Annotated in this window: 28 protein-coding genes; 15 read left to right on the top strand and 13 right to left on the bottom strand. The window is 41.8% G+C overall.

The annotated features are described in order from the left end of the window. Nucleotides 1–4 precede the first annotated feature (4 nt). Nucleotides 5–1,072, top strand: a complete 1,068-nt coding sequence (locus GD002_RS09115) for an NAD(P)/FAD-dependent oxidoreductase (protein ID WP_153732050.1) — start codon at nucleotides 5–7, stop codon at nucleotides 1,070–1,072. A 178-nt stretch (nucleotides 1,073–1,250) separates the two neighbouring features. On the opposite strand, the gene GD002_RS09110 is transcribed toward GD002_RS09115, so the two are convergent. Beyond that, complete coding sequence (locus tag GD002_RS09110; protein ID WP_153732049.1) at nucleotides 1,251–1,577, bottom strand: YuzD family protein; 327 nt, start codon at nucleotides 1,575–1,577, stop codon at nucleotides 1,251–1,253. 83 nt (nucleotides 1,578–1,660) lie between these two features. Here GD002_RS09110 and GD002_RS09105 point away from each other — a divergent pair, with 83 nt between their 5' ends. After that, nucleotides 1,661–1,900: a NifU family protein gene (locus GD002_RS09105; RefSeq protein WP_009498020.1), complete on the top strand. Its 240-nt coding sequence runs from the start codon at nucleotides 1,661–1,663 to the stop codon at nucleotides 1,898–1,900. Nucleotides 1,901–1,955: 55 nt separating this feature from the next. Here the strand turns inward: GD002_RS09105 and GD002_RS09100 are convergent, their stop codons facing one another. Then, nucleotides 1,956–2,651, bottom strand: a complete 696-nt coding sequence (locus GD002_RS09100; protein ID WP_228548340.1) for a DUF2225 domain-containing protein — start codon at nucleotides 2,649–2,651, stop codon at nucleotides 1,956–1,958. Nucleotides 2,652–2,770: 119 nt separating this feature from the next. On the opposite strand from GD002_RS09100, the gene GD002_RS09095 reads away from it, so the two are divergent. From GD002_RS09095 to GD002_RS09085, 3 genes are all read left to right on the top strand, one after another. Then, nucleotides 2,771–3,136, top strand: a complete 366-nt coding sequence (locus GD002_RS09095; protein WP_153732047.1) for a HesB/IscA family protein — start codon at nucleotides 2,771–2,773, stop codon at nucleotides 3,134–3,136. Nucleotides 3,137–3,537: 401 nt separating this feature from the next. Beyond that, a complete protein-coding gene (locus GD002_RS09090) occupies nucleotides 3,538–4,752 on the top strand; it encodes an NAD(P)/FAD-dependent oxidoreductase (protein ID WP_153732046.1) in 1,215 nt (404 codons plus the stop codon). Nucleotides 4,753–4,975: 223 nt separating this feature from the next. Further along, nucleotides 4,976–5,302: a YuiB family protein gene (locus tag GD002_RS09085; RefSeq protein ID WP_153732045.1), complete on the top strand. Its 327-nt coding sequence runs from the start codon at nucleotides 4,976–4,978 to the stop codon at nucleotides 5,300–5,302. 125 nt (nucleotides 5,303–5,427) lie between these two features. On the opposite strand, the gene GD002_RS09080 is transcribed toward GD002_RS09085, so the two are convergent. Next, the gene (locus tag GD002_RS09080; protein ID WP_153732044.1) at nucleotides 5,428–5,904 is read right to left on the bottom strand and encodes a divergent PAP2 family protein; all 477 of its coding nucleotides are present in this window, start codon (nucleotides 5,902–5,904) and stop codon (nucleotides 5,428–5,430) included. A gap of 243 nt (nucleotides 5,905–6,147) precedes the next feature. On the opposite strand from GD002_RS09080, the gene GD002_RS09075 reads away from it, so the two are divergent. Beyond that, on the top strand, nucleotides 6,148–7,656 hold the full coding sequence (locus GD002_RS09075; RefSeq protein ID WP_153732043.1) for a leucyl aminopeptidase: 1,509 nt from the start codon (nucleotides 6,148–6,150) through the stop codon (nucleotides 7,654–7,656). 95 nt (nucleotides 7,657–7,751) lie between these two features. Then, the gene (locus GD002_RS09070) at nucleotides 7,752–7,997 is read left to right on the top strand and encodes a hypothetical protein (RefSeq protein ID WP_153732042.1); all 246 of its coding nucleotides are present in this window, start codon (nucleotides 7,752–7,754) and stop codon (nucleotides 7,995–7,997) included. Nucleotides 7,998–8,014: 17 nt separating this feature from the next. Here the strand turns inward: GD002_RS09070 and mnhG are convergent, their stop codons facing one another. The 7 genes from mnhG to GD002_RS09035 are packed head-to-tail and all read right to left on the bottom strand — an operon-like array spanning nucleotide 8,015 to nucleotide 13,784. After that, entirely contained in the window at nucleotides 8,015–8,395 is a 381-nt protein-coding gene (mnhG, locus tag GD002_RS09065) for a monovalent cation/H(+) antiporter subunit G (protein ID WP_153732041.1), read from the bottom strand. Further along, entirely contained in the window at nucleotides 8,379–8,660 is a 282-nt protein-coding gene (locus tag GD002_RS09060) for a Na(+)/H(+) antiporter subunit F1 (RefSeq protein ID WP_153732040.1), read from the bottom strand. Before GD002_RS09060 ends, mnhG begins: the two co-directional genes overlap by 17 nt. Continuing rightward, nucleotides 8,657–9,136 carry a Na+/H+ antiporter subunit E gene (locus GD002_RS09055; protein ID WP_153732039.1) on the bottom strand — a complete coding sequence of 160 codons (480 nt, stop codon included), beginning with the start codon at nucleotides 9,134–9,136 and terminating at the stop codon, nucleotides 8,657–8,659. The genes GD002_RS09060 and GD002_RS09055 overlap by 4 nt, the downstream gene beginning before the upstream one ends. Nucleotides 9,137–9,142: 6 nt before the next feature. Then, nucleotides 9,143–10,630, bottom strand: a complete 1,488-nt coding sequence (locus GD002_RS09050) for a Na+/H+ antiporter subunit D (protein WP_153732137.1) — start codon at nucleotides 10,628–10,630, stop codon at nucleotides 9,143–9,145. After that, nucleotides 10,623–10,964: a Na(+)/H(+) antiporter subunit C gene (locus tag GD002_RS09045; RefSeq protein WP_153732038.1), complete on the bottom strand. Its 342-nt coding sequence runs from the start codon at nucleotides 10,962–10,964 to the stop codon at nucleotides 10,623–10,625. Before GD002_RS09045 ends, GD002_RS09050 begins: the two co-directional genes overlap by 8 nt. After that, a complete protein-coding gene (locus tag GD002_RS09040; RefSeq protein ID WP_153732037.1) occupies nucleotides 10,964–11,386 on the bottom strand; it encodes a Na(+)/H(+) antiporter subunit B in 423 nt (140 codons plus the stop codon). Before GD002_RS09040 ends, GD002_RS09045 begins: the two co-directional genes overlap by 1 nt. After that, nucleotides 11,373–13,784: a Na+/H+ antiporter subunit A gene (locus GD002_RS09035; protein ID WP_153732036.1), complete on the bottom strand. Its 2,412-nt coding sequence runs from the start codon at nucleotides 13,782–13,784 to the stop codon at nucleotides 11,373–11,375. The genes GD002_RS09040 and GD002_RS09035 overlap by 14 nt, the downstream gene beginning before the upstream one ends. Before the next feature lie 335 nt (nucleotides 13,785–14,119). Here GD002_RS09035 and GD002_RS17770 point away from each other — a divergent pair, with 335 nt between their 5' ends. Next, nucleotides 14,120–14,692 carry a YufK family protein gene (locus GD002_RS17770; RefSeq protein WP_194841536.1) on the top strand — a complete coding sequence of 191 codons (573 nt, stop codon included), beginning with the start codon at nucleotides 14,120–14,122 and terminating at the stop codon, nucleotides 14,690–14,692. Between the two features lie 45 nt (nucleotides 14,693–14,737). Here GD002_RS17770 and GD002_RS09025 read toward each other — a convergent pair whose 3' ends face one another. Both GD002_RS09025 and GD002_RS09020 read right to left on the bottom strand, forming a co-directional pair. Continuing rightward, entirely contained in the window at nucleotides 14,738–16,591 is a 1,854-nt protein-coding gene (locus tag GD002_RS09025; RefSeq protein WP_194841535.1) for a transglycosylase domain-containing protein, read from the bottom strand. 519 nt (nucleotides 16,592–17,110) lie between these two features. After that, the gene (locus GD002_RS09020; RefSeq protein ID WP_153732034.1) at nucleotides 17,111–18,352 is read right to left on the bottom strand and encodes an MFS transporter; all 1,242 of its coding nucleotides are present in this window, start codon (nucleotides 18,350–18,352) and stop codon (nucleotides 17,111–17,113) included. A 248-nt stretch (nucleotides 18,353–18,600) separates the two neighbouring features. On the opposite strand from GD002_RS09020, the gene GD002_RS09015 reads away from it, so the two are divergent. The 4 genes from GD002_RS09015 (at nucleotide 18,601) to yugI (ending at nucleotide 20,451) form a co-directional block, all read left to right on the top strand. After that, on the top strand, nucleotides 18,601–19,191 hold the full coding sequence (locus GD002_RS09015; protein ID WP_153732033.1) for a peptidylprolyl isomerase: 591 nt from the start codon (nucleotides 18,601–18,603) through the stop codon (nucleotides 19,189–19,191). Nucleotides 19,192–19,332: 141 nt separating this feature from the next. Beyond that, entirely contained in the window at nucleotides 19,333–19,554 is a 222-nt protein-coding gene (locus GD002_RS09010) for a hypothetical protein (RefSeq protein ID WP_153732032.1), read from the top strand. Between the two features lie 143 nt (nucleotides 19,555–19,697). After that, nucleotides 19,698–19,949: a DUF1871 family protein gene (locus GD002_RS09005; RefSeq protein WP_153732135.1), complete on the top strand. Its 252-nt coding sequence runs from the start codon at nucleotides 19,698–19,700 to the stop codon at nucleotides 19,947–19,949. Between the two features lie 127 nt (nucleotides 19,950–20,076). Further along, complete coding sequence (gene yugI, locus GD002_RS09000; RefSeq protein WP_153732031.1) at nucleotides 20,077–20,451, top strand: S1 domain-containing post-transcriptional regulator GSP13; 375 nt, start codon at nucleotides 20,077–20,079, stop codon at nucleotides 20,449–20,451. A 37-nt stretch (nucleotides 20,452–20,488) separates the two neighbouring features. On the opposite strand, the gene GD002_RS08995 is transcribed toward yugI, so the two are convergent. Further along, nucleotides 20,489–21,790 carry a sigma 54-interacting transcriptional regulator gene (locus GD002_RS08995; protein WP_153732030.1) on the bottom strand — a complete coding sequence of 434 codons (1,302 nt, stop codon included), beginning with the start codon at nucleotides 21,788–21,790 and terminating at the stop codon, nucleotides 20,489–20,491. A gap of 166 nt (nucleotides 21,791–21,956) precedes the next feature. On the opposite strand from GD002_RS08995, the gene pruA reads away from it, so the two are divergent. From pruA to GD002_RS08980, 3 genes are all read left to right on the top strand, one after another. Beyond that, nucleotides 21,957–23,504 carry an L-glutamate gamma-semialdehyde dehydrogenase gene (gene pruA / locus GD002_RS08990; protein WP_194841533.1) on the top strand — a complete coding sequence of 516 codons (1,548 nt, stop codon included), beginning with the start codon at nucleotides 21,957–21,959 and terminating at the stop codon, nucleotides 23,502–23,504. Between the two features lie 31 nt (nucleotides 23,505–23,535). After that, complete coding sequence (locus GD002_RS08985; RefSeq protein WP_153732029.1) at nucleotides 23,536–24,729, top strand: ornithine--oxo-acid transaminase; 1,194 nt, start codon at nucleotides 23,536–23,538, stop codon at nucleotides 24,727–24,729. 138 nt (nucleotides 24,730–24,867) lie between these two features. Continuing rightward, complete coding sequence (locus tag GD002_RS08980) at nucleotides 24,868–26,112, top strand: Glu/Leu/Phe/Val family dehydrogenase (RefSeq protein ID WP_153732028.1); 1,245 nt, start codon at nucleotides 24,868–24,870, stop codon at nucleotides 26,110–26,112. The last annotated feature ends 118 nt before the right edge of the window (nucleotides 26,113–26,230 follow it).

The raw sequence follows: 26,230 nt of genomic DNA, 5'->3' as shown, positions 1-26,230 counted from the left end.
CATTATGAGGAAATTACTGTTATTAGGTGCCGGATATGGCAATATGCGAATATTACTTCGCTTACTCAATAAGGACTTGCCCAGTGATATCGAAATTACGCTTGTTGACAGGACTCCGTTTCATAGTTTGAAAACGGAATTTTATGCGTTGGCTGCAGGAACGGTTCCTGACTCCGAAATTCGAGTGGCAATTCCAAATCATGAACAATTGAAAGTGGTCGAGGGTGAGATTAAAGAAATTAAACCCAATGAGAAGGAAGTAGTGCTTGCAGACGGTCAAACGCTTACTTACGATAATTTAGTCATTGGGTTAGGTTGTGTGGATAATTTTCACAATGTTCCAGGGGCTGAAGAAAATACACTAAGCATTCAGACGATCGGTAAATCCAGAAAGACCTATCAAACGCTTCTTGGCTTGAGTGGAGGAGCGACAGTAGGGATTGTTGGTGCAGGTTTGAGTGGGATCGAATTAGCAAGTGAGTTGCGTGAGAGTCGTCCGGACTTGAATATTAAATTATTCGATCGCAGTCCTCGAATCTTGCGCGATTTCCCTGAACGATTGAGTAACTATGTGAAAAGTTGGTTTGATCAGCATGAAGTGGAAGTAGTAGCGAATTCAAACATTACAAAAGTGGGACCGACTATTCTATATAATCATGAAGAGACGATTGATGTAGATGCGGTTGTTTGGACAGCAGGTATTAAGCCAAGTCACGTCATCGAGGAAATGGAAGTTGAAAAAGATCGTTCAGGAAGAGTGGTACTAAACCAGTACCATCAAATCCCGAACCATCCGAACGTCTATGTCGTCGGTGATGTAGCTGCACTTCCTCATGCGCCGAGCGCACAGTTGGCCGAGGTTCAAGCAGAGCAAATCGTTCAAGTACTGCGTCTTCTATGGAATAATGAACCGCTAATGGAGAAAATGCCAGAATTAAAGCTGAAAGGTTTTATGGGTTCATTAGGCAAAAAGCAAGGGTTCGCTTACCTGGCTGATCGTACAGTTACAGGTCGAATCGCACGGCTCATGAAATCGGGCTTGTTATGGATGTACAAATGGCATAATGGGTAAAATGAAGGGGATGTCCAGAAAGTCAGTAAAAACTGATTTTCTGTGACAGCCTTTTTGCTTTGAGGAAACCGAATGAAAAAAGGTTACTATCAACCTGTTATAGAAGCATGAACTAGTAATGATTTGAACACTTTTAACACATACTAATAGTTCTCAATTATAAGCTGAGATTATCATTTTATGCTTCTTGGTAGCCATGTGCTTCCATTGCGGTGAAAACAGGTTTCAACTGAATGTGACCCTCGCCAATCATTTCATCTTCGATCATTACAAGTGGATAAAAATATTCTTCTTCACGTACTTTTTCCGCAATTTCTTGTTGGCGTACATCCGTGATTTCCTTGTTAATATCGATATACGCAATAGAGAATGGTTGATTGGGATACTTTCGAGAAAGTGCTGCTTCGAGCCACTCATACGTATCTTTTGAAGAAGGTGCATTGACACAGCTGGCGCAGATAACATCCGCTCCATAAATTTCAATTGTGACTGGTGATGTCGACATAAAAATCAATCCTCCGAATCATTATTGGATTTTTTCTGCTTGGCAGTTTATAATAAGTATAAGGAAAGGAGAGAGTGATTACAATGACAACAGATACTCAACTATATGAACCGGTAAAAGAAGTTTTAGATAAATTACGCCCATTCCTCTTGCGAGACGGGGGAGACTGTGAACTCGTTGATATCGACGAAGGGATCGTCAAATTACGTTTATTAGGCGCATGCGGAACGTGCCCGAGTTCTACGATCACATTAAAAGCGGGAATTGAACGTGCGCTACTTGAAGAAGTGCCAGGTGTCGTAGAAGTAGAACAAGTCTTTTAAGGATACTCTAAAATAAGCCGTACAGAGAAGTTTTGACTTCTTTGTACGGCTTTCGTCATTCGTTAGTTTCTTCACCACGAATTTCTTGCCATCTATCCTTTGCTAGTTGGATAATGTTCGGTTCAGTCGACCTTTTTTGGCTCTCAATTACACGTGAAAAATTACGTATTGCTTCTTCTCGATCATGTATACGCCATGATAATTCGGCTATCATATACTGTACTCGAGTTTCTGACATTTGTGTTCCCACATAATCACCTTCTGAAAACGCGTGAACATATAAATTACGAGAGATTGTCAAATAGCGTTTTTCTTCTGTTTCATTCTCTGCTTCTCGAAAGATCCAGGCGATTCTTAACATCATACCGGCCATTGTCAAGTGCTTTTCTTTTTTTAAGTTCGCACTTAAATAAGCTAGTTTATAGGCTTCTATCGCTTCTTCTTTCGTGCGTATGCCACCAAAAGATCGGCTGTGCCATTTAGCTGTAATATTTTGAGCAATCATTTCTTTTGTGCCTGGCGCAAAATATGGAGAGAAATCATCTGTAGATGCAAAACCACAATGGGGACAAACGGTAACATTATAGAAAAGGGGATTAATTTCCTTGTTTACATATATAGGTCTAAAGTCACTATCGTGTTGTGCTACCCTAACTTGACGTGAACGGATTCTAGTAGTAGGAAAATGCTCTTTACACTGCAAGCATTGCATTTTCTTTTCATAAAAAGGGCTTACTTCCACTGTTCTCATTCCTTTCATTTCTATTACTTATTATACAGCAAAATAGACCTATAGAGGGGAGTATTTGTTTGCAATTCAGTGAAATACATTGATATGATAGATGAAAACGTGGAAAGTGAGTGTGAACAATGAATAATCCAGTAGAAATTACAGAAGCAGCGGCATTTCACGTGAAGAAGATGATGTCCCATAATGAAGAAGAAGGTTCATATCTGCGTGTCTCCGTCAATGGTGGGGGATGTAGTGGTTTAACATATGGGTTAGGTTTTGCCCAAGAGAAGAATGAAGATGATGTAGCATATACACAACATAATATACCTGTACTCGTCAAGGAGGAAGATGCGGCGATCCTTCAAGGGACGAAAGTGGATTACAAAGAATCCCTCATGGGCGGCGGCTTCACCATCGACAATCCGAATGCGATTGCAAACTGTGGGTGTGGGACTTCCTTTCGAACGGCTCAAAAAGCGGGTACTCCTGCAGAATGTGAATAAAATAGTAAACAGTATGTAACAGAAAAGAACATGCATAAAAAACGTCCATCCCGCCATTACTATAGAGCGGGATGAATGTGCATTTGCATATAAAATATGTCGAAACGTATTTATTCGTCGCTAAATGAAAACGGATACATGTACGGTGTATTGTCCTTTAATTCAATTGGAACACGATGTAGCAAGGGAATGAAAATTAAAAAAAATTCATATGCTGTTTCCTGGTCGTAATTGATTATTTGCACAATAAGAATACTATTGAAAAGCATGCTCAAAAGGGCTACTATAGGTAAGGAAAGCTATTCAATTTAATTCTAAATGCCAGCATCGCGTAAAACCATGTATTGATCGATTTTACACGTACTCGGCATTTAATAAACTTAAAGGTGGTTTCGATTTACGTGAAAAGACCGACAATCTTAGTGTTAGGTGCAGGTTACGGTGGTTTGATGACTGTTGTCAACTTGCAAAAGTCATTAGGTGCAGACGAAGCTGACGTCGTCCTGATTAATAAAAATGATTATCATTACGAATCTACTTGGTTGCATGAAGCAGCAGCTGGGACATTAACACCTGAACAAGTCCGTTATGATATTTCAAGTGTCATTAACAGTAACAAAGTGAAATTTATTAAAGCAGAAGTAACAGGTATTGATGTAAAGAATAAGAATGTTACGACAAATATTGGTTCGCATACATATGACTACCTTGTGATTGCACTTGGTTTCGAAGGTGAAACATTCGGCATTCCAGGTCTTGATCAATATGCATTATCTATTGCGAACGTAAAAGCAGCCCGTCAAATCCGGGATCATATGGAATACCAATTTGCGACTTGGTCTCTTGAAGAAGAGAAGGACGATAGTCGCCTTACAATCGTTGTCGGTGGAGCAGGTTTCACAGGCATCGAATACCTCGGTGAGTTAGGCAACCGTGTTCCTGAACTATGTAAGGAATATGACGTGCCTGCTGAAAAAGTAAGAATTCTATGTGTAGAAGCAGCACCTATGGTATTGCCTGGTTTTGACCCTGAACTTGTTGAATATGCAGTGCGTCAATTGGGTTCTAAAGGGGTAGAATTCTCAATTGGAACACCTGTTGTGGAAGCGACTCCTGAAGGCGTCAAGATCAAAAAAGGCGAAGATGAATTTGAGTTCATTAAAGCTGGTACAGTGGTATGGGCTGCAGGTGTTCGCGGAAATCGTTTGATTGAAGAATCAGGTATTGAAAATATGCGAGCTCGTGTAAAAGTAGATAAAGATCTACGCGCACCTGGTTTCGAAGATGTCTTCGTTGTAGGAGATTGTGCGTTAATGATTAACGAAGCAATCAATCGTCCGTATCCACCAACAGCTCAAATTGCGATGCAACAAGGAGATATGTGTGCTAATAATATTATCGCTCTGATAAATGGCAAACAGACAGCTGAATTTGTGCCAGATTTAAAAGGAAGCGTTTGTTCACTGGGAGATTCTGATGCGATTGGTGTCGTATTCGACAAGAAAATAACAGGAGCTAAAGCTTCATTCATGAAGAAAATGATAGATAATCGTGCGCTCTTTATGGTCGGTGGAGTGGGATTAACGATTAAAAAAGGGAAGTTTAATTTCCTATAAGAAACAAAAGAGAAGCACTCGCATTGAGCGGGTGCTTTTTTCAGGAATTCTATATACTAATGGTATAAGTCAACCTTGGTGATGGAGTAAACGTCTTAATCTATTAGTTATTCTTTAAGAATTCATGACAACTGACGAGTTCGTTCCTTAATCTCTATCTCATTCTATTGAAAGCATTCATACCATCCTGTAAAATAATGATGTGAACTGGAGGTAAGCGAAAATGCAAACTATATCCATAGCACAAGTCATGCTATCGATCTTGATATTTATGGTCATGTTTTTCGGCATCGGTTTTTTGCTGAATATGTTGTTACGTATGACATGGCTTATGGCGATCATTTACCCAATTGTAGTCATTTTCATTATTGATGATATACCGATGTATCAATACGTGACGAAACCTGGTTTTGCTTTTAGTGAGCTGGGAAGCAATATACTATCCCTTCATATGGTAGACATTGTCATTCTGTCTAGCGGGCTAGTGGGTGCGATTATTTCTGGGTTTGTAATGAAAGCGTTACGTAAACAAGGGTATCAAATGTTTTAACGTGCAAATAGCTACATACCACAAAACCCTCAGGCAATTGGCTTGAGGGTTTTATAGCGTTAAACAACACATACGAAAGAAAAACACGTCAGTCTGGAATGATTACGCAGTAATGATAATTTTACTTATAAAATTACGGTATACGTAATGATCGATATGACGATCCCGGTTACTGCACCAAAGAACACTTCGTTCGGTTTGTGTCCGAGTAATGTCTTCAACTCCTGGATTTTCTGCACATTATCTTTCTTTGGCCAACCTTTAATATCATCTACAAATACCTGGAAATCAGTTCTCATTTGGTTAATGATAATAGCTTGTTGACCTGCTTGATATCGGATACCTGTGGCGTCAAACATGACGATCACTGCAAAAATGGCAGATACCGCAAACAAGGGCGAATCAAGACCTGCTTCAAAAGCAATTGCAGTGGTTAACGCAGTAACTGCTGCAGAGTGGGAGCTAGGCATGCCGCCTGTTGAAGTCATTAAGCTGAAATCGAGTTTACGTGTCAATAGAAAATGAATAGGGATTTTTACAAATTGAGCAAACAGAATGGCAAATAACGCTGCGAGGAGCGGTACGTTTTCAAAAATGGCCAATTGATTCCACTCCTTTTCATTGATTTTAACATAACCCACCACGTAACCAAGCGGTGTAATTGGTTCGGCTTATTGAGAATAAGTATATCATAATCTGTTAACTGAATTCAGCAGAAGTTGTCCATAGTTCAACCATGTAATTTTGAATAGACGTAAATACATATTTCTTGTTATTGGAACAGCCAATCTTCGTAGTCTATACTAGTGGGGAAGAATCGTAAAGAATAGGGAGGACATCGCGATATGATTACTGTTGAATCCGTATCTACACTTGAACAGCAAGAGGTGGATGTACTAATTATTGGAGTACCCGATCATCCTGAAAATGTAGAGGGGTGGGATGCGTTTGTACAGTCGTTCCATCCTTCTATCCCCGAGTGGATTAAATCGCATGATATCAAACAGGATTTTAAACAATTGACTAAAATGCCTGCACTGTCTAAAAGAAATTATGATCGTGTGTACTTTGTAGGAGTAGGCAAGCAGAAAGAGTTAACAGAGCAGCCAGTACGCGAATTATTTGCTATGGTAGGAAAACAATTGCACAAGGACCGTGTACGAACGGCAGCGGTATGGACTGCTCCTTTTTGTAATGAAGAGATGACCTGCGAGGATGTCGCGTATTTAGCATCCGAAGGTATTAGCCTAGGAGCATACGAGTATGAGGGATTTCATACCACATCAAATGAAATCGATGTCTCTCTCACTTCCATTACATTTATCACGGCGGCGGATGAACAAAGTGTCAAAGGGGCAGGAGAAGTAGGCATGATTTATGCGCATGCTGTCAATGAAGCACGGACACTTGTCAATGCACCGCCGAATTTGTTGACTCCGACTAAAATGGCGGACTATGCGAGAGAGTTGGCAGACAACTATGATCTAGAGATTGACGTGTTGGGCAGAGCGGAAATGGAGGAACTGGGCATGGGTGCGATCCTAGCGGTGAACCAAGGCTCTGTTGAAGAACCGCAGTTAATTGTATTAAAGTATCAAGCGATGGAACAGTGGGAAGATGTAATTGGTTTAATCGGTAAAGGAATTACGTACGACACGGGCGGCTATTCGCTGAAACCTCGTGAAGGCATGATAGGTATGAAAGGGGATATGGGAGGCGCTGCGGCCGTTCTGGGGGCTATGTGTATCATCGGAGAGACTCGTCCAAGAAAGAATGTAATTGCGGTGATAGCATCTACTGATAATATGATTTCGGGCGCTGCTTTCAAACCGGATGATGTCATCACCTCATTAAGTGGTAAGACAATCGAAATATTGAATACGGACGCAGAAGGGCGTTTAGTGTTGGCAGATGCGGTGACATATGCGAAGCAAGCAGGAGCAGAATATTTGATTGATGTAGCCACACTTACTGGCGGTGTAATTGTTGCGTTAGGCAATGATAAGACGGGGACTTTGACGAACCATGATGCATTCTATAAGCAATTCGAGGAAGCGGCAGAAGAGTCCGGAGAATTCATTTGGCGCCTACCTTTGACTGAAAATGATAGGAAGCGGATTCGTAAAAGTGATGTCGCGGACTTAAATAACTCACCAGGTCGTGATGGTCATATGATCTTCGGCGGTGGGTTTGTAGGTGAATTTGCTGAGAATACACCCTGGATTCACTTAGATATCGCGGGAACTTCTGATGCAGCTAGTCCTCACGTGCTAGGTCCTAAAGGCGGCACAGGTGTCATGGTCCGTACGTTAGCAACATTTATAGAACGTTTAGCTGCTGAAGAAGCGCAATAAAGAAGACTTATAACATTCATTCAGGTCGTGACTGGGCGCTTTACCCAATCTCCTGTATCCCATGGGCATAGGATAAAGGGAAAGGGGGAGCATACATGTCAAGAGCACAATATCGTGGCGGTGGTGGCGGCGGCTTTGGTAGAGGTGGATTTGGATTTGGAGGATACGGATTTGGTGGTCCATTTCTAGGTGGTCTGGTTGGAGGAGTTTTAGGTAATGCACTTTTCCCGGGCTATGGTTACGGTGGCGGTTATGGTGGTGGTTACAGCGGCTATTATCCGCAACCTTATCCATATTATCCGCCCTATTACCAGCCTTACTATCCATACTATTACAGGTAAAAAACACGCAGAGAGGATTAGTCCTCCTGCGTGTTTCTTTTTGCAGTCGTTCTTTTTTGTTCTATTACTTCTTGCAAATCATCCGCAACAGTTAATTCGGTTGGCTTGACACCTGCCACATAGGCGGCACGGCTCATTAAGTGACCACCAATTGGGGAAGTGATAAACAAAAATGCGATTCCTAATAATAATTGAATACTGAAATGGCCTTCGTTCCACCAAAAATGAAAGAAGACACCAAGCAAGAGACTCATGACACCGAGCGTAGCACTTTTTGATGCAGCATGTGCACGTGTATAGGCATCAGGAAGTCGTAAAATTCCAATGACCGTGACAATCGTAAAGATGATTCCCACCACAACGAGTAATACAATGATGATATCAGCGATCAGATCCACGTTCGATAATCTCTCCTCTCTCAATAAACTTCGAGAATGACACCGTACCGATGAATGACATGATCGCGATCAATAAAATGACATCAATAAAAAATGGTGTGTCAAACAAGATTGACAATAGTGCGATTGCAGAAATCAACATGACGCCAATTGCATCGAGTGCGATGAGTCGGTCGGGTATTGAGGGACCCTTCCACACACGGTACAATAATCCGAGCATGGACAGAATGACCAAGACTAAGCAGACTGAGTAAAAAATATTCATCCCCGACTCACCTCCATAATCGCTTTCTCAAACGTATTTTTGATGGAATCAATTGCTTCATCTACATCGTTCACGTCAATCGCATGAATATATAGCGTTCGCTGATCATCCGATACATAAATGACAATGGTACCAGGTGTTAGGGTGATCAAACTGGACAATAGGGTGATTTCCCAATCTTGTTCCAACTCTGTAGGTAGAGCGAAAATCATTGGCTGAATCGATAATTTGGGCTTAATGACTAACATCAAAACAGAGATGTTAGACAAAACTAATTCCTTCAAGAAAATGACGGTGAGTTTAATTGCTGCCCACAAGCGCCAGACATATAGATGTCCCTTAAAAAAGCGCCGCGTCATAATGATGAGAAGGAGACCAATAATATATCCAACGATAAACGTAGAAGGTGTCAATGAACTTGTCATGAACATCCAAACGACTGCAATGAAGAAATTTAAAAGTATCTGAAAAGCCATTGACATCTACTCCTTTAACACCGAATTTATATAGATGGAAGGCTCTTGTAACACATTAGAGGCATCCGTCATAAAAGGCATAAGCCATTCTGCTCCAACACCGTACACCACTGTTACGAGCACGAGCAGAACAGCAGGCACCATCAATTGACGATAGGTTTGTTTATTCGTCTCAGGTAGCGTACGAGTTCCAGGTTCTCCCCAGAAAGCATAGATGAAAATCCTGATGACAGACAGCAGAACGACTAAACTGGAAGCTAAGATGACAATACTACCAAATGCGTTATCAGCCTCAAATCCACCTTTAACGATCAACAATTTCCCAATGAATCCACTCAATGGCGGAATTCCTGCTAAGCCGAATGCTGCGATCAAATAAAACCATCCGAGCGAAGCATGTGTTTTGATCAATCCGCCCATTTCTCGCAAATTCGATGTGCCTGTCACATAGATGATGATCCCAATTAAGACAAATAAAGCAGCTTTGATCAACATATCATGAATTAAATAATAGACAGCGCCCTCAAGTCCAGACGTATTCATTTGAGCGACACCGAATAGGATGACACCGACTGCAATAATAATGTTATAAATAATAATTTGTTTCAAATCGAAGTACGCAAGCGCTCCGATACAGCCCGCTACAATGGTCAGTAGCGATAGGACGAGCAGAAATTGATGGGTAAAACCAATATCATGCACGAAGAATAACGTATATGTACGCGTAATGGCATACACTCCGACTTTCGTCAGCAGTGCACCAAATAACGTTAAGACTGGAATTGGAGGGGCTGCATACGATCCTGGTAACCAGAAATAAAGAGGAAAGATCGCTCCTTTGATTCCAAATACGATTAAAAACAAGATCGCAATAACGGAGATGATGCCAGGCTGGTTAATCTCTGCAATTTTCACTGAAATGTCGGCCATATTCAATGTACCAACCACTGAATATAGATAGGCGACAGTAATGACAAATAATGCAGAAGAAATCACGTTCACTAAAACATATTTAATGGATTCCCGAAGTTGTCTCTTTTCGCCACCTAATACGATTAGCAAGTAAGAGGCAATCAGCAACACTTCGAAAAATACAAACATATTAAAGATATCGCCTGTTGTGAAAGCACCATTGATTCCTGTTATCATGAACAAAATCGCTGGGTAGTAGAAGAAACGTTCTCTCTCTACACCAATTGATTTGAAACTATACCACACGACAAAGAATGTGAGTAAAATCGTAGTCGTGACAAGCAGGGCAGAAAACATGTCCGACACCATTGTAATGCCGAATGGTGCTGGCCAGCTTCCGAGCGTCACGGTTTGGATCCCTTCTGTTTTCACTGTTGCGACAAGCCAACAAGAAGCAACTAGACTGAGAGCCAATCCGATCAGTGTCAAAACTCTCTGGATGACCACCTGCTCTTTGAAAAACAACAAAATCATCGCGAAAAAGAACGGAATAATGATCGGAAATAAAAGAAGATTAGTCATGTTCATCATTCCCTCTCAATTCATTCATATTATCTGTTTTGTGTTCTGCATACATCCGATACGCCATGACGAGAATAACAGCTGTAACCCCAAAACTGATGACGATCGCTGTTAAAATAAGCGCCTGTGGTAGAGGATCTGCAAAATCCGTAACACCATCTATCAAAACAGGAGGTGCGGAACCACCAAGCCCTCCCATTGTTAAAATAAGTAAGTGTGCGCCATGACTTAGCAAGCCGGTACCTAAAATGACTTTCAATAAACTTCTGGAAAGGATCAGATAGACCGATGCGGTGAATAGAATGCCAATGACGATCGCAAGCAATAATTCCATCAGTCATCCCCTCCAATCGACTGAATGATCGTGATGGCAGAGCCAACTACTACTAAATAGACTCCACTGTCAAACAACATGGCGGTATGAAGGGACGTTTTGCCGAAGAGCGGCAACTCGAAATAATCGAACGCATGTGTGAAAAATGGAACATCGAAAACGATGGCGCCCGCTGCAGTACCTAATGCTAAGAGCAAGCCGATCGCTGTCACGACAGTAAAGTTAAAAGGCAAGGCTAGTTGAACTGTTTTTAAATCAAATGCCAACAGCAATAGAACAATTGCGCCTGTTGTCAAAAGTCCGCCTACAAATCCTCCGCCGGGTGTATAGTGTCCAGCGAAAAAAATGTGAATGGAGAACAAGAAAATGATGAAAAACACTACTTTAGTTGTGGTTTGTAAAATGACGTCATTTGTTTTCATCAGTTGTCTCCTTTCTGCTGGATACACGCAGGCGAATCATACCAAGCACCGCAATCCCAGCAATGGCTAGTACGGCAATCTCAAACAATGTATCAAATCCACGGTAATCGACGAGGATAACGTTGACGATATTACCGCCACCCGCTTCCGTAGCGACTGTATCTTTATAATACTGCGAAATAGAAGGAATCAATTTTTGTGAATGGCTAGAAAGAGCAACCAATGTCACCATCACCCCAACACTCAACGAGATAATCAAATTGACGACTTTGTTTTTCGTTGTTTCACCATGTGTGTTCAATGCAGGCAAATGCTTGAATGCCAGCAAGAACAAAGCAACTGAAACAGTTTCAATCACCAGTTGTGTCAGTGCCAAGTCAGGTGCTTTGAAAATGACAAAGAATAGAGCGACTGAATAGCCGACACCACCGAGTGCAATGATCGCAGCTAAACGAGAGCGCGAGAATACGACGAATCCGACAGACAACAAGAGAATGACCGCATTCAATACGCCATAAAGTGAAATGGCTGCAAAACTATTCATATCGATCATAAAAGCATCTTTCATGAACAGCACAGCGATGACCGTGACCGATAAAAATGCGAACATATACAGTAAGTACGTTCGTAATCGGCCTGTCATATAGACGCGTGATAAACGATTCATCCCTTTTTCACCTAATCGCATCAATGCATCGTAAGCTTCATTGAGAGATAGTTTTGCAGGCTGTAATCTATACAATGGCTGCCATTTTGGGATAGTCAGGTAAAGCAAGGTACCCGTAATGACAATAGCAACAGTAAGCCAAAGAGCAACTGAGTCAAAGCCATGCCAAGCAGATACATGAATCTTAATGTCAGAAGGACTCGCATATAGTGTTGGCTGTACGGCCATCACTGCAGGTTTAATAATCCATTTGCCGACAAGATTCGGAATAAAGAAAATAACGAGCACCAAGCTAGCTAACACGAGTGGTGAAAGTAGCATTCCAATCGGAGCTTCGTGCGGTCGTTTCGGAAGCAGATCCACTTTTCCTTTGCCTAAAAATGTTTTCAATACGAAATATAGGCTATATGTAAATGTGAATACGCTTGCAATCCAGGCAATGATTGGGAACAAAATGCCCCATGTATCGAATTGAAATAACTCAAAATGCTGAAGAGCTACCATCGAATCTAAAAACATTTCTTTACTTAAAAAGCCGTTAAATGGCGGCAGTCCGGCCATGGATAATGAACCTATCAAAGCTACCGTAAAACTTAGCGGCATTAAACTCATTAATCCGCCTAGTTTTCGAATATCTCGCGTGCCTGTTTCATGATCAATAATTCCGGCAATCATGAACAGACCACCTTTAAATGTCGCGTGATTGATCAAATGGAAGATCGCCGCATACGTTGCAAAAGCGAACATTGCATCAGTTGTATGATAGGAAATCGCTCCAGCACCGAGTAATGACATGATTAATCCAAGCTGACTGACCGTGGAAAAGGCTAAAATTGCTTTTAAATCGGTTTGTTTCACTGCGAAAAATGAACCCCAGAAGAGGGTGAGTAATCCGATACCCGTCACAAGCCAAATCCATGTGGAGGACGTACCGAAAATAGGTGTGAAACGAGCTACCAAATAAATACCCGCTTTTACCATTGTAGCGGAGTGCAAGTACGCACTGACTGGTGTAGGTGCTTCCATCGCATCCGGCAACCAAATATAGAATGGGAATTGGGCGGATTTTGTAAATGCACCTAGTAAGATGAGCACTAATGCCAGTGTGAAATAGGGTTGATTCACCAATTCAGGAGCTTGCGCAATTAACTCACGAATGGAGAAAGAATCGCCCATCATACTGAGAAGGATAAACCCTCCAAGCATCATTAAACCACCAAATACTGTGATCATCATGGACTTTAACGCACCAAAACGCGATCGATCACGCGTATACCAGTAACCGATCAACAAGAATGAGGAAATGGAAGTTAATTCCCAAAATAAGTAAAGCGTCATCGTATTGTCTGACTGTACAACGCCAAGCATGGCGGTCATAAAGAGTAATAAATAGACGTAAAAGCTACCTAAGTCTTCTTTATGTTTGTCCATATAAAAAATGGAATACAAAACAACTAACGAACCGATGCCGGTAATTAATAGCGTAAATAACAAACTAAGACCATCTATGTATGAAGTAAACGTGATGCCTAACGAAGGTATCCATTTTATTTCAGATATAGCATGACCGCCATCCATTGTCAGAGGTATAAAGCTCAGGTAGTAGCCGAACAACAGAAGAGGTACGAGTAAAACGAACCAACCTGTATGTATTCCTTTAACGTATTTATAAGCAAAAGGAATAAGTATTGCGAATACTAAGGGTAAAAAAATCAATAACACGAATTCCAAGAAAATCCTCCTTCCATACATAATTAGTAAGAATTTATTGATCCCTTACGCTCCGGTGTAAGGGTGTCCTGGTTTGCCAAACTGTATCCATGAGGATTTGTGACATGCGCCGGAAGCCTAACTTCATGCAGTTTAAGCTGTGCAGTGATACCGCCACTTAAAGAGTGGATAACGATTGAGTTACGTATAATAGTCCGGTAGCATAAGCGAGGACGTAATTGTTAGTATAGCGCAAAACATTTCAAATTGCATAGACAACAACTGACCAATTATTGCTTTATTCGACTTCCTTCTTATATTATTAAGAAGGTGAAAAAATTTTTTTGAGGTGCTTTATGAAGAACCCATACTTGTTTGGTTATTTACCGTTTGTCACAGTCGTTTTATTCAGTTTAACTTTCGGCGTGTACAGCGTAGGTGAATCCGTCATCTTTTTTAAAGAAATCGGTTTGTATCAAGGAATGCGGGAATTCCTGTCTGACTTTCAACTACGAATTTTCTTATTGACCATGTACGCATTATTCTTTTTCATGGTGTTCGCTGCGTTGAAGTTGATTGCTGCGACGATTCACGAGACAGCGTTATTGTTTTTCATGAGAGAAGAGGCAGACGCTTCGTACAGCGCATCAAAATCCGGAGCGGTCATTTATTTTTTTGGAGCACTTGCTTCTGCTGTGGGTATTCAGTCTTGGAAAGTACTCGTGCTGATCTTCATTGTCACTTCCTTTGTGTATTTCATATACGTAGTCTATAAATTAAGCCCGTTTATGCCGTTGACTCATACGGTGGGCTTGATTTTCTTTCAAATTGTAGTCTGGAGTGTGTTATTGGCTGTTATCGTGTACATCGTCATCCGTTTATATAATGGTTTACTGGCCAGCATTCCGTTATCCAATCCGGTAAAATGAAAACACCATCTTGATCCAAAGATTCCGGATTGAGATGGTGTGATTTTAATTTTGCATGGTAGCGGAAAATGCGCGGAGTTGTAGTTTCTGATCACGTAAATGGGGGATGGGTGTCGGTTTATCATATCCGATCCAAACGGCAGAGGTATACCGATCATTCATGCCAATTACCCATAAATCTTTAAATGCGTCAGTAGTTCCTGTTTTAGCGCCCGTATAGCCTGTCGTATAGGAAATACCTTTACCGGTACCGGTCAAAACCACTTCCTGCATAAGGGATCGAATACTTTTGACGGTGGACTGCGACCAGACTGTTTTTGGCGTCTCTTTCCAATGATATAGTACATTACCTTGGATATCTTTTACTGCCCGTATTGCGCGAGGTGTTTCATAGGTACCATCCAAAAAGCTCGTTGTCGCACTCGCCAACTCTAGAGGGGTGACGCCCTTAGAAAAACCGCCTAACGCAGCGGTGTAGGAATGATCCGCTTCCGTCACATGTTGAAATTGAAATGGTTCGAGATGCTTAAAGGCATTGTCAATACCCACTCGTTGCAATAAACGAACAGCAGTCGTATTATAACTATTACGAAATGCGTCTCGCACTGAAGTGGTTCCGAATTGATAACCACCAAAGTTCCGAGGACAATATCCGTGGATACATATATTCGCACTATTGACGGGCGTATCAGCATGGTATGGGCCGCTTTCGAAAAATGGAGCGTAGACAAGCAAAGGTTTGATAGCGGAACCCGGCTGACGTACGGCTTGGAAGGCACGGTGAAAATCGGTTTTTCGGTAACCTGCGCCCGCATACAGACTGACAATTTCTCGCGTTGGATTGTCAATTACTGCGGAACCAGCCTGAACGCCACCGCTTCCAATCAAAGCCGTCAGTCTGTTTTCATCATGCTGTTGCTTCACGGGATCTAATGCTGTTTCGATTACTAAGCCTTGCCTAATTACATCGCTTGCACGCCGATTGATTGCATCTTGCCAACGCTGTCGTTCTTCGGGTGTTTTGGCTTTTAGTAAAGACGCATCAAGGCCTTCTGAACGTGCGATAAGTTGTTTTAATTCTTCAAGGACATAGGAACTGTACATCGGAAAATCCTGTTCCTTCTTCTTGACGTGTAATTGAATAGGGAATTGCCGATACTCTTCAAATTGCTCGGGAGTAATGACTTGTTGTTTGACAAGGACATTGAGCAATCGTTCCTGCCGCTCTTTTGTTCGATCAAAATGCCGCAAAGGATCGTAAAGAGAGGGATTGTTTGGAATAGCTGCCAAAAAAGCAATCTCCGCTTCGTTTAATTTATCGAGTGGCCTACTGAAATAAAACGTAGCAGCCCCCCCGATCCCATAGACTCGATTGCCGAAGTACATTTCATTCAAATACATTTCCAAAATCTCATCTTTTGTCGATTGCTTCTCCAATTCAGCAGCTAAAAATAACTCCTTAAACTTCCGTTCATACGTCTTTTCGGTGGATAAATAGCGCATGCGCACCACTTGTTGAGTGATCGTAGAAGCGCCTTGCCGTACGTCATCCGTGGCTGTATTAATCGTGAAAGCACGGATGATCGCTGCAATATCGTAGCCTCGATGGTCATAGAATGTACGATCTTCGCTCTTCAAGAAAATCTGTCTAGTAAAATACGTCATGTCTTTTAAATTAATTGGCCGTCGCCACTCCACATACTCCTCTGCAAACATCTGCCCATTTCGATCCTTCATTTGAACCGGCACCTTAATCACAGGTGCATCCAATTGCACAGCATCCCGAATCGACTCGTGCAAAGTCTCCGTCTGCACAGTCTCAGCCTGTATTTGATTCTGAATAAACAACAACAATGGAATACAACCTAACGTAATTACCAAGCCAAACAACTGCCTCACAATGCAAGCCTCCCTAACCAATGACAAACCCAAATAGCACTTTAGAAAAATATAACATATATTGATAGAATATGAGTGAGTACAGAAAAATGAAAATGGATTAGCTAGCACAAAAAAATCTCGTACATCACAGAGTATGTATGAGATCTCAGACTGTAGACAAAAGATATAGAAAGTGGTCATGCTACCGTTGATCTGCGTTCCAGGCGGACGCTTTCCTGGGGGCGTGGCTTGAGCCTCCTCGTCCGCTTCGCTACCTGCGGGGTCTCAAGACGCACGCTGATCCCCAAGGAGTCGCCGCCTTCCACTACGATCAACTAGCGTAGTTCATTGATTTTTTAGTAGTTATTGCCTCTTCATCTAAATGATTAAAAGCGATGGTTAAGTTCATATTTTAGAATAAACAGTAGAGCACTAAGACAATTGTAAAAATTAAAGGTTGTGAGCATACTTTTTAGTTTTTGGAGTTTGTCTACAAGCTGAAATCTCGTACATCACAAAGTATGTACGAGATCTATTCTAACCTTTATCGTTAGCTGCAAATTGTCGATCTTCCAAGAAATGTTCGAAGTCCTGCGTAGGCCGCCTAATCGCGAGTGTTAAGAATGTATACCCAAGCAGGAATAGTACACCTGTTACGATGAACACAGCTGGAATTCCAATGTAGCCACTGACGATCCCACCGAACATCGGACCGATAATATTGCCAAGAAAACGAAAACTGGTGTTATAGCCCATTACCTCGCCTTGCACTTCAATAGGGGCCTCCCTACGAACGAGTGCGGTTGTAATCGGAATCATGCCCCCCGTAGATATCCCAAATAAAAACCGGAGCAAGACGAGCTGCCATAGGGAGGAGACAAACGCTTGTGGAATAATGAATACAAAGGATAGTACAAGCAAAATACCCAGCACCTTTTCATATCCTACATCGTCGCCAATTTTCCCCCAGACACGAGCAAACAATAAATTTCCTAACCCTGTTGCACTAAATGTCAAACCAGCCAAAAAAGCAACATTCGTGGTAGCATGCGTTAAATCTGCTACGTACAACGAAAGTAATGGTTGAATACTAAAGTTACCCACCTGAATCAACGTGGTCACCACCATCACATTAAACATTAAACGATGCTTAAACAAACCGCCTAATATGACTTTTCGTGAATACGCAACGACTTTACGAGTCTTGACACGGTGTTCTTCCTTGATACCTACTAACACGAGCAATGCAGCTATTACGACGGATACGGACGTAATGATAAACGTGTAGCTGAAGCCGAAACTATCCGCCATGATTCCACCTAAGATCGGGCCGAACAGCATACCTGCGACACCGCCCATTTGTAGGGTTCCAAGCATCTTCCCCGCCTGTTCACGAGGAGTTTGAGATGAAATGAAAGCCAAGGAAGTCGGCAAAAAGCCTGTTACGAGTCCGTTTACTAACCGTAAAACAAAAAAGGATTCAACAGAATTCACAAAACCCATCAAAAAGACGGAGACTGCGATACCGAATCCATTAATTAACAATATAGGCTTAAAACCAAAGCGATCAGCAAAGCGGCCCCAAATAGGTGACATGATTAACGCTGTAATGAAAGTAGCGCCAAAAATTAACCCCGCCCACTTTTGTACATACTCCTCGGAGTAGTCGCCAAATGTTTCAATGTATAACGAAAGAAAAGGCATGATCATGGTCATCGTGCCGGCTACAAGAAAGTTGGTCACCCAGATGATAATAAAATTCTTTTTATGTCTATTCAAAATCGGACCACCTTTATGAAATGGTATAGTAATCATTATAAAACAATTCGGTAGGCGAAGGAAATATATCGCTCACCCTATAGTACCCACGACAAAGCAACGTTACACATGTCGTACTTCCCCGATTGTTGTCAACTAACTGTCACAGGTAGAAATATCGAAATTTTACCGTATGTATGGTAGACTACTTTTATATGTCGTACACTAACAAATGCAGTACATTGTAAGCAAACTAGAGGAGGAATTCCATGTATCCGCAATTATCAAATGAAGTAGCAGAAAACGAAGCTCTCGTTGTCATGAACACAACGATGGGGCCTATAAAAATAAAGCTTTTTAAAGAGCGAGTGCCTAAAACTGTAGAAAACTTTTTGACTCATGCGGAAAACGGTTATTACGATGGCATTATCTTTCATCGCGTAATTCCTGACTTCATGATTCAAGGTGGAGACCCAACTGGAACAGGTATGGGTGGAGAAAGTATTTATGGCGATTCATTTGAAGATGAATTCACAATGGACCTATTTAATTTGCGTGGAGCGCTATCTATGGCGAATGCAGGCCCTAATACGAATGGCAGTCAATTTTTTATTGTTCAAGCATCTGCATTGGCAGGCGCATCATCTGATCAATTGAAAAAAGGCGGTTGGCCTGATGAAATAGCGGAAGCTTACGCAGAAAATGGAGGCACTCCGCATCTTGACCAACGTCATACGGTATTTGGTCAGGTGCTAGAAGGTATGGATGTCGTCGATAACATCGCAGGGGCTAAACGTGACCGACAAGATAAGCCGAAAGAGGAAATCAAAATCGAATCGATTGAAATCCTTCAAAAATAAGCCTGATATATCTGGGTTCAGTAAAAGAGCGGCACTTCTATAAGTGACGGCGTGAATGCGAGTAATTTTTTGTTCAATGAGAATTCGGACTCCGGCTGACTCCAGATAGAGCCTCCGGTAGATGTAGAGGGGGAAACTAGCATGAAATTTGTTTTACTAATGCCGTTCCTTTACTTTCCTGAAGATAAGAGCGAATATATTCCGGCTGCCATTTCATTCGTGATTTTCATGATCTTAATGGCACTAACATTTCGTTGGATTTTGCGAAAATCAAAACGGCAAGAAGAAGAAACGAAGGAGCTTGAACAGCGTATTTTGAAAGAACGTGAGCTCAATAAAAATCAAGAACATCCCGTCGACTAAACGGGATGTTCTTTTTGATATATCTGGAGAAGTTATAACGTATGCTAGAATTTGTCGAAAGTATGGCGTCTTCTCTTTTTTCTTTCATCTCGCTATGCTATGATGAAAAGAAAATACAAATAAGGTGACGTATCGTGCAAACCATGGAAATGAACAAAAGAGCTGTCGTCCTATTGAAGCAATGGGATCCCTTCTTAGCCGGAGAGGACGCGTATGACTTGGAAATCGCTGATGTAGTGGCGGGCCTCCAACATATAGATCATCCGACAGACTTGGCCAAATGCATTCGAGATGTATATGAGCATTCCTATGAAATTTGGATACCTTTTGAGAAATGCATGGAAATTTCATATAAACTGCTAGCGATTAAATACGAAGCCAAGTGCATTGTATAACGCTATATTGATCAAAACCACCAACCTACAGGATGGTGGTTTTTTGTTCAAATGTTCAAAATATGATATACTATGAAGCGGCCTGAATGGCAGAATAGATACTACTATAGATTGGGAGCTGTTTTGCATGTCTCACAAATTTGCAGTAGGAGATGAGCTTACCGGAAAAGTAACCGGCATACAGCCATATGGCGCGTTTATTGCACTGGATGCAGCCACACAAGGGTTGGTGCATATCTCTGAAATCACGTATGGATTTGTCAAAGATATTCATGACTATTTGGAAATCGGTCAAGAAGTTCGCGTCAAAGTGCTGGATGTGGACGAAGGAGCTAGCAAAATCAGCTTATCGATTCGTGCATTACAAGAACCACCCAGTTCCTATCAAAATCATCATCGCTCCCGTCAATCCCTGCAGGAACGTGTGAATCAGCATGATGCGGATGGCTTCAACTCACTAAAAGACAAATTGAAAGACTGGATCGAACAATCCGGTCATTGAAAAAATCACGAAAGCGGACGTCTGCTTTCGTGATTTTTTAATTTTTCAACTTTCGTAATCGGTATTGTAGATTTTGCCTGCTCATGCCGAGAGCTTTGGCTGTCTTCGTAATATTATCGTCATGTAATTTCATCGCTTTTTGTAAATAATAGGTTTCGGCTTCGCGTAAATATTGATCAAGCGGCACTAATTTTGATTCGCTGTGAATGATGAAATCCATCGGTTGAGGTGTTTCATTCGAAATTCGTTCCGTCTTTGTTCGGAATTGTGAAGGCAACATATCCCATGTAAGCGTCTCTTCCGTTGTCCACATAGAAGAAATTTCATCCAATAAAAGTTCTAGCTCCCGTAGGTTTCCTGGCCAGCTATATGTATAAAATAGCTTTTCCACTTTAGGATCAATTCGAGAAAATGATGTTCCATGCGTCTCTTTTCTCCTGGTCATGTAAGTCGCTACGAACGATGAAATATCTTCAGGTCGCTTACGAAGCGGCGGAATACGGATGGTGAATGAAGCAAAAAAGTAATATAGTTCTTTTAATAATGTTCCCGAAGATATCAACTCAATCGGATCTTCCCCGATACTTGCTATGAACTGAGGGCGTGCTGATGAGCTCTGCAACATATGTAATAAAGCTTGTTGCAAAGGGATAGAAAGGAAGTCGATCCGTTCACAAAATAATGTCATGTTAGTAGGCTGTTCTGCGAGCATCTTCTCCATTCGTTGAATGAGGTCAGTATCAGCGTGAAGACAATGAAATGTGTAAAAAAATTGCGCGTCTGGCGAAGATGCGTAATGAATCGCTTCCGCAATGATATCTTTTCCTGTGCCAGTTTCTCCAATCAATAAAACTGGCAATCCAGCAGCTGCTGCTTTTTCTGCTGTCAAAATGACAGATTTCATCGCCTCCGAATCGGCAGCAATTTGATTGAACGTCATTGGTCCGCATATTTTCCTCAGTGGCTGTATGATGAGTTTTTCCAATGCGGTGATGTCTTGAGCGAATTCAATTGCACCTATCAAGTCTCCATTGTGAAAGACGGGATAGGTATCGTTCATCGTCGTAATTTCCATATCCTTCGTATTCCAATAGGTCTGCTTGACGTGTAGCTGAGGTCGTCCGCTTTGCAACACTTTTAACAACGTACTCTCATTTTTATCAAAGTTGAATAGTTCTAGAATCGAATGATCTTTTATTTCCTCTAGATTTAGTCCTTCAATTTCTTTCATTTTTTGATTATAAATGATTGTTCGCCCCGACCCATCCACAGCGTGAATCCCAATATTCGCATGGTCTACTGCAAATTGGTTACATATTTCTATTATCGTATCTATCATACTTGAACACCTTCCTTAAACCTTCTCAGGTGAGATGTAATTAATTTATCCCAGTTCTTATTTATTGAAACGCTTGCAATGCGCAATTTTTTCTTGCATTATTATATATGTAAATGCTATCAAATGCAAATAAATTTTGCGTTTAGATGAAAAGGAGGATGTAGTAATGATGATTCCGTACAAACATGAACCTTTTACTGACTTTACAATCGAGGGAAATCGAAAAGCTTATCAAGAAGGTTTAGAGCTGGTAGACAGCTACTTAGGTCAAGATTATCCTTTGATTATCGGTGGCAAGCGCGTAATGACGGATAAGAAATTAGCATCAACTAATCCGTCGAATAAAGAAGAAGTAATTGGGAATGTATCTCAATCTAGCCGTGATCTCGCTGAGGAAGCGATGAACGTAGCAAAAAAGACCTTTACAACTTGGAGAAAAGTAAAACCGGAATTTCGGGCTGATGTGTTGTTTAAAGCAGCTGCAATTATTAGGCGTCGAAAATTTGAATTCTCTGCTTTGTTAACGAGAGAAGCAGGGAAGCCTTGGAACGAAGCGGATGCTGATGTCGCGGAAGGTATTGACTTCATGGAGTATTACGCTAGGCAGATGTTGAAACTTAAAGATGGAATGCCAGTTGAGAGTAGACCGGGTGAATATAATCGGTTCGATTATGTTCCACTAGGAGTTGGGGTTGTTATTTCTCCTTGGAATTTTGCTTTTGCGATTATGGCGGGTACAACTGTCGCAGCATTAGTGACTGGTAATACAGTATTATTGAAGCCTGCATCGACCACCCCCGTTGTAGCATACAAATTTATTGAGGTATTGGAAGAAGCAGGAATGCCGTCGGGCGTAGTGAATTATATTCCTGGCTCTGGATCTGAAATTGGCGATTATTTAGTGGATCATCCATCTACACGTTTTGTGTCGTTTACAGGTTCACGTGAAGTGGGCACGCGTATATTCGAACGAGCTGCTAAAGTTCATGAGGGTCAGATCTGGTTGAAACGCGTTATTGCTGAAATGGGTGGTAAGGATACAATTGTAGTGGATAATGAAGCGGACTTAGAACTTGCTGCACAGTCAATCGTGAAATCTGCGTTTGGCTTTAGCGGCCAGAAATGTTCAGCTTGTTCTCGTGCAATTATCCATGAAGACGTCTATGACGAAGTGGTTAATCGAGTGGAAGAAATAACGAAATCGTTCAGTTGGGGTGATCCAGCCGAAAGAGATAACTTAGCTGGTCCAGTAATTGATCAAGCTGCATACGATAAAATTATGAACTATATTGAAATAGGTAAACGAGAAGGTCGTCTCGTAGCGGGTGGAACAGGTGATGACACGAAAGGGTACTTTGTGGCACCAACAGTTTTTGCAGATGTGGATCCGAATGCTCGAATCTCACAAGAAGAAATTTTCGGTCCAGTCGTTGCGTTGTCTAAAGCTTCGTCCTTTGACGAGGCGATTCGATTTGCAAATGATACGGATTATGGCTTAACGGGTGCAGTCATTACAAAGAATCGTCACCATATTGAAAAAGCGCGCGAAGACTTCCATGTCGGAAATCTATATTTCAACAGAGGTTGTACAGGAGCAATCGTAGGATACCAGCCATTCGGTGGTTTTAACATGTCTGGTACTGATTCAAAAGCAGGCGGACCAGATTATTTGCAATTGCATATGCAAGGGAAAACTACGTCTGAAATGCTGTAAGTGACTGAGTGGATCATGAGGAGTGAAAGATATGTCGAAAACAGATAAGATTATTAATCAAACGAAAAAATACGGAGCCAACAACTATCATCCGCTACCTATTGTAATTTCTCAAGCAGAAGGCGTCTGGGTAAAAGATCCGGAGGGCAATAAATATATGGATATGCTGGCTGCCTATTCTGCGGTCAACCAAGGTCATCGCCACCCCAAAATTATTCAAGCATTGAAAGATCAGGCGGACCGTGTAACGTTAACATCTCGTGCGTTCCATAACGATCAGTTGGGTCCTTGGTATGAAAAGGTTTCCGCTCTTTCAGGGAAGAATATGGTCCTCCCGATGAATACAGGAGCTGAAGCTGTGGAAACGGCTTTAAAGGCTGCAAGACGGTGGGCATATGACGTAAAAGGTGTAGCGGATGATTGTGCAGAAATCATCGCTTGTATAGGAAACTTCCACGGCCGAACGTTAGGAGCTGTTTCTATATCCTCTGATGAAGAATATAAAAGAGGTTTTGGTCCTTTACTGCCAGGAATTAAGTTAGTGGAATACGGTGATCTAGAGGCATTGAAACAAGCGATTACACCGAACACTGCAGCTTTCCTTATTGAGCCGATACAAGGAGAGGCGGGGATCATCATTCCGCCAGAAGGTTTCTTACAAGAAGCTGCGAATCTTTGTGAAAAAGAAAATATCTTGTTCATTGCGGATGAAATCCAAGCGGGACTTTGTCGTACGGGAAAGATGTTTGCATGCGAATGGGAAGGCGTAACGCCGGATATGTACATTCTGGGAAAGGCATTGGGCGGTGGTGTATTTCCGATTTCTTGTGTAGTGGCGAATGATGATGTGCTAGGCGTTTTTAATCCAGGATCGCATGGCTCGACATTCGGTGGAAATCCAATGGCTTGCGCTGTTTCGATTGCAGCTCTTGAAGTATTAGAAGAAGAAAAGTTAGCGAAGCAATCCGAGGAGTTAGGCGAGTATTTCATGAATGAACTGAAAACTATTTCTCATCCTTCCATAAAAGAAGTGCGCGGCCGCGGGTTGTTCATTGGGATGGAATTGACAGAAGCTGCACGTCCGTATTGTGAAGAGTTGAAAGCGTTAGGACTACTCTGCAAAGAAACGCATGATACAGTGATCCGTTTTGCGCCTCCTTTAGTGATTACAAAAAGTGAATTAGATTGGGCGATCGGTAAAATTCGCTCTGTATTTGAAAACTAAGGAAAATTCGCCCAGTCCTATACTTTAATTGTATGAACAAATTCGAAAAAGGTTTGAATTCATGGGTGGAAGTTTCAGAATGCTCATGTTATAATATGGCCGTGAAACACAATACCAAACAAAGAGGCGAACCATACAATGACTGAAAACCTGAATCTATTTACGTCTACGCAAGTCGTTATCAAAGAAGCACTTGAAAAGTTAGGCTATGATGAAGGAATGTACGAACTACTGAAAGAACCACTTCGTATGGTGGAGGTACGAATTCCTGTCCGCATGGATGACGGGAAAGTAAAAGTATTTACAGGTTTCCGCGGCCAGCATAATGACGCGGTTGGACCAACTAAGGGCGGTGTACGTTTCCACCCTGCAGTCAGTGCCGATGAAGTGAAGGCGCTTTCTATGTGGATGACATTAAAAGCGGGTATCGTTGACTTGCCATATGGTGGAGGTAAAGGCGGTATCATCTGTGATCCACGAGAAATGTCAATGGGTGAGTTAGAACGCTTAAGTCGCGGATATGTGCGAGCGCTCAGTCAAGTGATGGGGCCTGCAAAAGATATTCCAGCACCGGATGTATTTACGAATTCGCAAATTATGGCGTGGATGATGGATGAGTATAGTAAAATTGATGAATTTAACTCTCCTGGATTCATTACGGGTAAGCCAGTTGTCCTAGGTGGCTCTCATGGGCGTGACCGTGCGACTGCGGAAGGTGTAACAATTATTATTAATGAAGCGGCAAAACGTCGCAATATAGATATGAAGGGTGCACGTGTGATCGTGCAAGGTTTCGGTAACGCAGGAAGCTTCTTGTCGAAGTTTCTTCATGATGCGGGCGCGAAAGTTATTGGAATTTCTGATGCTTACGGTGCGTTGCATGATCCTGATGGTTTAGATATCGACTATCTATTAGATCGTCGTGATAGTTTTGGAACGGTTACTACGTTATTTGACAATACGTTAACCAATGCGGAGCTGTTAGAGTTAGACTGTGATATTTTGGTTCCTGCAGCAATCGAGAACCAAATCACTGAAAAGAACGCTCATAACATTAAAGCAGATATCGTAGTGGAAGCGGCAAATGGTCCTACTACGTCAGAAGCAACTAAAATTCTAACAGACCGTGGCATTTTGTTGGTTCCTGATGTGTTAGCTAGTGCGGGTGGAGTTACTGTTTCCTACTTCGAATGGGTACAGAACAATATGGGCTACTACTGGACAGAAGACGAAGTACGTGAGCGTATGACGAAGAAAATGGTCCAGGCATTTGAAAACGTTTATAACGTTGCGACTACTCGCAATATGGATATGCGTCTTGCTGCTTATATGATCGGCGTACGCAGAACAGCAGAAGCTAGCCGTTTCCGTGGCTGGGTGTAATAGAAATAATTAAAAGGCATCTCCTCAAATAGAGGAGATGCCTCAGACTGTAGACAAACTCCGGAAATTTGGAGTTTTCCTACAGTCTATTTTCTTTTACAATAGAGTAAACGCCAGG

Source organism: Sporosarcina obsidiansis (genome assembly GCF_009651005.1).
Taxonomy (GTDB): Bacteria; Bacillota; Bacilli; order Bacillales_A; family Planococcaceae; genus Sporosarcina; species Sporosarcina obsidiansis.
Note: the sequence above shows the minus strand (reverse complement) of the source record. Positions and strands in the feature narration are given on the sequence as shown.